General features: G+C 66.6%; 8 protein-coding genes and 1 tRNA gene. 4 read left to right on the top strand and 5 right to left on the bottom strand.

The features are described 5' to 3' along the window. Positions 1-494 precede the first annotated feature (494 nt). Both ACFYWM_RS43300 and ACFYWM_RS43295 read right to left on the bottom strand, forming a co-directional pair. Complete coding sequence (locus tag ACFYWM_RS43300; protein WP_389927302.1) at positions 495-1,208, bottom strand: creatininase family protein; 714 nt, start codon at positions 1,206-1,208, stop codon at positions 495-497. Beyond that, a complete protein-coding gene (locus ACFYWM_RS43295; RefSeq protein ID WP_389927299.1) occupies positions 1,205-2,521 on the bottom strand; it encodes a helix-turn-helix domain-containing protein in 1,317 nt (438 codons plus the stop codon). Before ACFYWM_RS43295 ends, ACFYWM_RS43300 begins: the two co-directional genes overlap by 4 nt. Before the next feature lie 237 nt (positions 2,522-2,758). Between ACFYWM_RS43295 and ACFYWM_RS43290 the strand changes: the two genes are divergently transcribed. Both ACFYWM_RS43290 and ACFYWM_RS43285 read left to right on the top strand, forming a co-directional pair. Continuing rightward, on the top strand, positions 2,759-3,109 hold the full coding sequence (locus ACFYWM_RS43290; RefSeq protein ID WP_389927296.1) for a hypothetical protein: 351 nt from the start codon (positions 2,759-2,761) through the stop codon (positions 3,107-3,109). Next, the gene (locus tag ACFYWM_RS43285) at positions 3,106-3,393 is read left to right on the top strand and encodes a hypothetical protein (RefSeq protein WP_389927293.1); all 288 of its coding nucleotides are present in this window, start codon (positions 3,106-3,108) and stop codon (positions 3,391-3,393) included. The genes ACFYWM_RS43290 and ACFYWM_RS43285 overlap by 4 nt, the downstream gene beginning before the upstream one ends. Before the next feature lie 133 nt (positions 3,394-3,526). On the opposite strand, the gene ACFYWM_RS43280 is transcribed toward ACFYWM_RS43285, so the two are convergent. Both ACFYWM_RS43280 and ACFYWM_RS43275 read right to left on the bottom strand, forming a co-directional pair. Then, positions 3,527-3,616: transfer RNA gene (locus ACFYWM_RS43280), tRNA-Ser, on the bottom strand. Positions 3,617-3,886: 270 nt separating this feature from the next. Further along, complete coding sequence (locus ACFYWM_RS43275; RefSeq protein ID WP_389927290.1) at positions 3,887-4,450, bottom strand: YceI family protein; 564 nt, start codon at positions 4,448-4,450, stop codon at positions 3,887-3,889. A gap of 104 nt (positions 4,451-4,554) precedes the next feature. On the opposite strand from ACFYWM_RS43275, the gene ACFYWM_RS43270 reads away from it, so the two are divergent. After that, positions 4,555-5,112: a MarR family winged helix-turn-helix transcriptional regulator gene (locus ACFYWM_RS43270; RefSeq protein WP_389927287.1), complete on the top strand. Its 558-nt coding sequence runs from the start codon at positions 4,555-4,557 to the stop codon at positions 5,110-5,112. A gap of 125 nt (positions 5,113-5,237) precedes the next feature. Here the strand turns inward: ACFYWM_RS43270 and ACFYWM_RS43265 are convergent, their stop codons facing one another. Further along, complete coding sequence (locus tag ACFYWM_RS43265; protein ID WP_389927285.1) at positions 5,238-5,750, bottom strand: SigE family RNA polymerase sigma factor; 513 nt, start codon at positions 5,748-5,750, stop codon at positions 5,238-5,240. A gap of 295 nt (positions 5,751-6,045) precedes the next feature. Between ACFYWM_RS43265 and ACFYWM_RS43260 the strand changes: the two genes are divergently transcribed. Further along, the gene (locus ACFYWM_RS43260; RefSeq protein ID WP_389927283.1) at positions 6,046-6,996 is read left to right on the top strand and encodes a hypothetical protein; all 951 of its coding nucleotides are present in this window, start codon (positions 6,046-6,048) and stop codon (positions 6,994-6,996) included. Positions 6,997-6,998: the final 2 nt, after the last annotated feature.

Genomic DNA, 6,998 nt, shown 5'->3' with positions numbered 1-6,998 from the left:
AGCACGATAGAACAGCATCCGAAGCCCCTGGTTGCGACGGTGTGGATTGTGGTGATCAACCCGTCTACCAGGGGTTTCTCTATGTCGTCAGGTGAACGTCAACCTTGCGATCACGCTGTGACCAGCAGCCTGCTGCCAAGGGATGAAAAACGTTCACTACATGCAGGCTTACCTACGGGACGACGGGACCTATTGGTTGGAGTATCGAGACGGTGGCGTTGACGCGCACTTTCGCGCTTCCTGCCGAGCGCTGCGGGTGCTGGAGCAGGTTTTCACAATGTGGCTGTACCGGTTACCCGGATGGCGGGAGATGCTTCCCTGGGCTGCCTGGCCGGATGAGTCCGAGACGTAGGACGGTGGCGTGCCAACGGCCGGCGCGTCGGCTGGGTACGGCGAGCGCGCGATACGGCTACGGCCCGGGTCTCCGCCGCCTGATACGCATGAGCACAATTCGACAAGCTACTCGCTACGCTCGGTGTCCTGTCTCACGCACCTCAGGACTTCCCGAAAAGGCTGAACACCTCGCTGAAGCCGTTGGTAAGGCTGTCAAGGAGGGCTTTGCCTTTTTCGGCGGTGGCCAGGGAGGGGCGGCCGATAACCCCGCTGTCGGTGTAAGCCTGCATGCCCTTGGTCAGCAGATGGCGGCGGTCGTCGGCGATCCAGTCGGCGGAACGGTAGCCGGGGCGGATCACCTCGGGGCAGGCGTGCAGCAGGAGGGAGGTCTCCAGCTCTCCGGCGTGCATGTCCTCGTGTGTGGAGCTGGTGAGCTGGGCCGCGGCTCGGGCTTCGTTCCAGTCCTCACGAGAAGGAAACAACGCCATGCGGCGGCCTTCGGCATTGGCCTCCTGGACGACGTTGCTCAGGACGTAGTTGCCGCCGTGGCCGTTGACGATGACCAGGGCGGTGGGACCGGAGCGGGTGACGGAGTCGTAGACGTCGGTGACGATCGCGTACAGGGTTCGAGCGGAGATGCTGACGGTTCCCGGCCAGGCGCTGTGCTCGTGTGAGCAGGAGATCGTCACAGGTGGGAGCAGCAGGACGGGGTGAGCCTCGGCGATCTGACGGGCGATCAGGGTGGCGACGATGGTGTCGGTGCTGAGGGGCAGGTGGTCGCCGTGTTGTTCGAAACTGCCGACAGGGAGAATCGCGACCTGGGCGTCGCGATCTCGTTCCTCGGTGGTGGTCGCGGTGGGCAGCAGGGAAGTCACCGGTCTCCTTGTGGCTGGGGTGCTGGCAGGGAGAAGGACTCCGAGAGGATGTCGAGCCTGGTGAGCAAGTCTGCCACGGAGGGGTCCGCAACCCATTGGGCAAGGTGAGCGCGTAGTGCTGTGAGCTGGGCGATGACACGGCTGGAGCGAAGAGCCTGCATGCGGGAGAGGGCGTCTTCGGTCACCGCGCAGGCGTGCTCTCGTTCGCCTGCTATGGCGTACGCGGTGGCCATACGGGTCAGGAACAGGACGTGGTCACGTACCTGGCTGGATTCGGTCCACTGGGAGCGGCTGGCCTCGAATATCGGAATGGCCGCGATGGCCTGGCCCAGCAGGACGCGGGTCGCGCCGGTCTCCATGGCGATGTAGGCGGGAGTGCAGTATGGGGCGCGGTCGCTCTCGCTCTGCATCATCCCCGCAGCGGCCTCGGCCAGAGCCATCTCCGAATCACGGGCGGAGTCTGCGACTTCCCTGAGGTGGGCGTTCGCTGTCGCGCGGGTTCTGAGGACGACTGCTCTGAGCCTGGGAGTGAGGGCATCGGAGTTGGCCAGGGCCGTGTTCGCCAGTCCAAGGCCGTGGCCGTAGTCGCCGGACTCGGTGGCGATGGCGCTTTTGCGCATGAGGATGTAGGCGATGACGCGCTGGTCGCCCAGTTCCATGGCGTAGTCCAGGGCTTTGTTGGTGCACATCGTGGCGCGGGTGAAATCACCCAGGTCCTGGTGGAGCCAGCCACAGAATTCCAGCAGTTCGCTGGCGAAGTTCAGGGCTTCGGCGCGGTCGGCTCCCCGGGTCACCTGGCAGAGTTGCCCGACCACGGGCACCTGATCCTTAACAGAGCTGATCAAAAGGAGTGGCCCGATGATGGCCTCGGCCTGGATGTGACCGGTGAGGACCTGCCGGAGTCCGGAGACGATGGAGCGACTGGAGGCGCTGGTCAAACCGGCCAGGTACCGAGTCAGCGGATCAGTCCTCGATGTCGACTGATCTGTGTGCCGAGGTTGTGGGCTGGCTGCGGGGAGCCGTCGCGGTGCCAGGCCGAGAGCCAGCCGGGCATGGTCAGGCATGTCCAGGCCATCGGCGATGCGCTCGATCACCTCGAACGAGGTGACCTGAACGGCTCCTTTCATGATCTCACTGATCTTGCCTTGGCCGAGGTTCACCGCGACGCCGATGCGGGTCTGGCTGAAGCCGGTGTGCTGACGGATCAGCCGGAAGAGATGCCCGACATCGCGGTCGCGGAGAGCTGCCAGCGTTTCCGGGCGCTGCCACAGCTCCGGCGGGATAACAACTGGTTCAGTCGCATCTGCAGGCATATAGCCGCCCCCTTTCGCGACTCGGCTTCCGGGTATCCAACGCTCGTCACCGAGGGTTATCCCGTCAAGGGATATCGGTTATCCAGCCGGAGTATTGCGGCTCGGGATGGGGTGCGTAAGGCCAGGTCGCGACCCTTGGTCCATGAGTGAGCCGACGATGAGGGTCAAGGGGCCCACCGCGATCGTGATGGATCCGACGAAGTCGTGCCGCCGTCGATTTCCGCTGGAGGCGGTGTGATGAGCGGAGATGGGATTCCGTCCGTCAGCCGGCAGAAGGCGATCACCCCGGTACGGGCCGCGCGGCGGCTGCGCGATGAGCTGGCCGTGTTGAACATCGCCTCGGATGTTCACGACGGGTACGGGCTGGCGCTGGTGTCGGTCTGGTTCGGGCTGGTCGTGTGGACCGATGGCCAGGTCTTCCGCTGGTGGGCCGGACAGGAGACGGGCCGGGCCCGTCTGCGGCGCTATGCCCTCTGCCCTGCAACTGATCCGGTGACGGCTGCTCGCCGGGTGGCGAGTCGTTGCGTTGAGCTTCGTGAGCGGGGGCCGGTCCCGGTTCCCGGCCCGAGTGGTTGTGCTCCGCAGTGATCGAGCTGACGGGCTGCCTGAGTCCGCACCTGCCCACCCCGCAGGGTGGTCACACGCGGCTGGTCTGGCTGACCCCTGACCGGGGGACGGCACGCCTGCGGGTGATCACATGGACCTGCCGGTGCCGGGCCACGCTGTACGAGCTGTGCCAGGCCGGAGGGCAGGGCTTCATCCGGCGCACGCTCCAGTTGGAAGGCAGTCTGGAAGTTCACGAGACCTATCGATGGCCGATCCGGCAGGCCGGCGATATATGGAGGGCGTTGCTCTCCGGGGAGGCCCGATAGGCGAACGCGGCGGCACGGTCGATCTTGGTCTTCCGTGTCGTCGCGTCACGGGTCAGCACCCGACTGCAACTGCGACGCCCTCAGAGATCAAAAAGGCCCCCTCCCAAAACGATGGGAGAGGGCCTCTGAACCGCGGAGGCTCGGGGATTTGAACCCCGGATGGGCGGTAAACCCAAACCGCATTAGCAGTGCGGCGCCATAGACCTGACTAGGCGAAGCCTCCTGGTTGCCGTTCGGCTCAGCACAGAGTACCGGCCATCAGGCGAGGCGGCAAAGCGGTTGACGATCGCGTCACGGGCAAGAGTTCGGGAAGAGTTATCCACCACTTGTGGATAACTCTTCCCGACCCTGTGGACAAACCGGGAAGTCCGCAGCTGAGGGCGGTGGAAATCCTGTGGATTCCCAGTTTGCGAGACGCTACATCTCAACAGGTGAACACTATTGAGGTCCCCCACCGCGGCGAGACGGGAGGGACCCCGGGTGGTCACGGAGATCAGGCGGCCGGGTTGGCCTCGCCCTCGATCTCGATCTTGATCTTCTTGCCGACCAGGACGCCGCCGGTCTCCAGCGCCTGGTTCCAGGTCAGGCCGAACTCCTCGCGGTCGATCTCGGCCTTGATCGAGAAGCCCCAGACGACCTGGCCCCACGGGTTGGTGCCGACGCCGCCGTACTCGACGGTGAGCTCGACCGGCTTGGTGACGTCGCGGATGGTGAGGTCACCGACGAGGGTGAACTCGTCGCCGGAGTGGCCGAGGACGCGGGTGCTGCGGAAGGTCAGCTCGGGGAACTTGTCAGCGGAGAGGAAGTCGTCGCTGCGCAGGTGGCCGTCACGGTCGGGAGCACCGGTGGTGATGCTCTCGGCCTTGATCGAGAGCTCGGCGGAGGAGTCGAGGGGGTTTTCGGCGATGGTGACGGTGCCGGCGAACTCGTTGAAGTGACCGCGAACCTTGCTCACCATCATGTGCTTGACGACGAAGCCGATCTGGGTGTGCGCGGCGTCCAGAGCGTAGGTGCCCGGGGCGGGGATCTGAAGGTTCTCCCAGGTCCGAGTGGTCATTTTTCTGCTCCCGAAGAGGTTCTTGCTGGGTGGATGCTTGCGTCAACAGATTTCTACACGAGGAATATTCCTCTCGTCAACTACTGTCGGGTAGGGTTGAGACCGTGAACCACTTTGACGACTCCCGGCTGACCGCGATGGGCCTCTTCGCCGAGGTCTACGCCGGTATCTCGGCGAAGACGCACGGGTCCTTCGTCGCAGCGAAGCTCTCGGAGATCGACTTCGAGACGTTGATAAGGCTGGCGCGCTCACCCCAGCGGCGGCTGCGCATGAGCGACCTGGCGGCGCAGACGGGGTTGTCCACGAGCGGGACGACCCGGGTCGTCGACCGGCTGGAGCGCGAGGGGCTGGTCACGAGGCAGGCGTGCCCCACCGACCGGCGGGCCTCCTACGCGGCCATCACCGAGGCCGGCACCGACCGGCTCGGCGACGTCCTCCCACGACATCTGATCGACATCGACACCTGGTTCACCGGGCTTCTCTCCCCCGCGGAACTCAGCGCCTTCCTCGGCACCCTGAGGACCATCCGCGACGCCGTACGACCGTGCGCCACCGCGGGAGCGGAGGGCTCGCGTCCCGAAGAGAGCTCGCGCACCGAGGAGGGCTCGCGGCCCGAGGAAGGCTCGCGTCCCGAGGAGGCCGCGCTCATCCCGTCCGAGTGACGCGCCCATTCCGCGCGAAGGCCGCGCAAAGACCGCGCGAAGGCCGCGCGAAGCCCCACAAGTCCGCGCCCCCGCGGGCGACCGGGGCAGGGATTCCGTACGGGCGAAAGCAAGGACCGGGTGCCTCAGGGCTGCGGTTCCAGGTGCCGTGGCTCGGAGGTGAGGTCGCCCCGGAGTTTGGCCATTCCCCGGGAGACCGTGCTCTTGACCGTCCCGACGCTGATCCCCAGGGCCTTGGCGATCTCGGGCTCGGTCATGTCCTCGTAGTAACGCAGCACGACGGCGGTCCGCATCCGGGTGGGCAGCCGGTCGAGGGCCTGCTCGACGCGCTCGGGCAGGTGCTGGGCGCTCGCGACGGCCGGTTCGGGGACCTCGCCCGACGGGTACTCCTCCAGCTTGCGCCGCCGCCACCAGGAGATGTTGATGTTGACCATCGCCCGGCGCACGTAGCCGTCCAGGGCGGTGCGGTCCTGGATGCGGTCCCAGGCGAGGTAGGTCTTCACCAGCGCCGCCTGCAGCAGGTCCTCGGCGTCGCTCGGGTGCCCGGTGAGCCGGTGGGCGGCACGCAGCAGCGCCGGGCCGCGAGCAACGACATACTCGCGGAACTCCTCGTCGGTCCCGCCGGCCACCGTGATCACCAGCCTGTGCTCCAGGTGCGTATGGTGGCCAGAATCGCAGCCGGAACCCATACTGCGGCTGAACCGAAATCTATATTTCATCCCATCAACGGTAAAGATCAGCTTCGATGGGCGATGGAGCACGCAAGAAGCATTAGATGCGGTTTGTCATCGGGCGGACACCAATGCGTTCTACCAGGGAGGGGAACTTTAGTACCCGGTTGGACACCTGCCGTGATTATTGGTGGAGCGGACAGCAGGATTCCGCGAAGCGTGTGACGCTGGCTGCGACACCTCGCAGACTTGGGGAGCGACGATGCCCTATCGCAGCGCCGATCGCCGCCGTACGCTGGCGGCCGCCGCGCTTGGCCGGACTGTCCAGGAGCCGGGCGCCCTCCCCACGGAAGGCGAGTCCTTCCACTCGGTCAGCGGCACGATCCTCGACGTCAGCCCGCACCTGATCGTCATCGACACCCCGAGCGGCGACGAGGAGCGGCTCGTCATCGCGCCGTGGGCGACCGCCTGGCGCGGGGAGGCCGTCAGCCCCGCCGACCTCCCCCGGGGGTCCAACGTGATCATCAGGGCGCTGCGGGCCGGCCGGGTCGTGGACCGGATCTGGGCGGACATCACCAGGATCACCGGGGTGATCCAGTCGATCGGCTCCGAGGGCAAGGACCACGTCGTGGAGCTGTACTGCGGGCCGCACCGCGGGCGGCGCACGATCGTCATCCCCTACCGGTCCTCCGGGCGGCTGCGGGTCAGGCACCCGCAGTTCGAGCCCGGCTACCTGTTCGACGCCATCGGGGTCCGCGAGGACGGCGCGGCGCTGGCGCGACTGCCCGCGACCTCGCAACCGCCCTACCGGTGGACGGCCGTGCCGCCACCGCCCCCCGGCTACGTCGGCGTGCAGTCGCGGATCTCGGGCACGGCCACCTGGTCGGACACCTTCGACTGCGGGGAGCACGGAGTGGCCTATCCCATGCTGGAGCGGGCCGACAGCGCGTGCGACGACGCCGGGGTGTCCTGCGCCGGACTGCCCTACCTGGCGCTGGGGTCGATGCTGAACGTGCGCAACGTGTGCGCCGGACGCACCTCGGTCCTGCCGATCGTGGCGTGCGGCTGCCTGGCCGGCCGGTTCTGCGACCGGTGCCTGGAGTGCGGCACCTCGCCGCGCGGCCGGATCCTGGAGTTGTCCCCGAGTTCCTTCGTGGAGCTCGGCGGAGACCTGACCAAGGGCTGTTTCAACGTCCGGCTCGGAATGGGGTGACA

Source organism: Streptosporangium sp. NPDC002721 (assembly GCF_042888905.1).
In the GTDB taxonomy this organism is placed as follows: domain Bacteria; phylum Actinomycetota; class Actinomycetes; order Streptosporangiales; family Streptosporangiaceae; genus Streptosporangium.
Note: the sequence above shows the minus strand (reverse complement) of the source record. Positions and strands in the feature narration are given on the sequence as shown.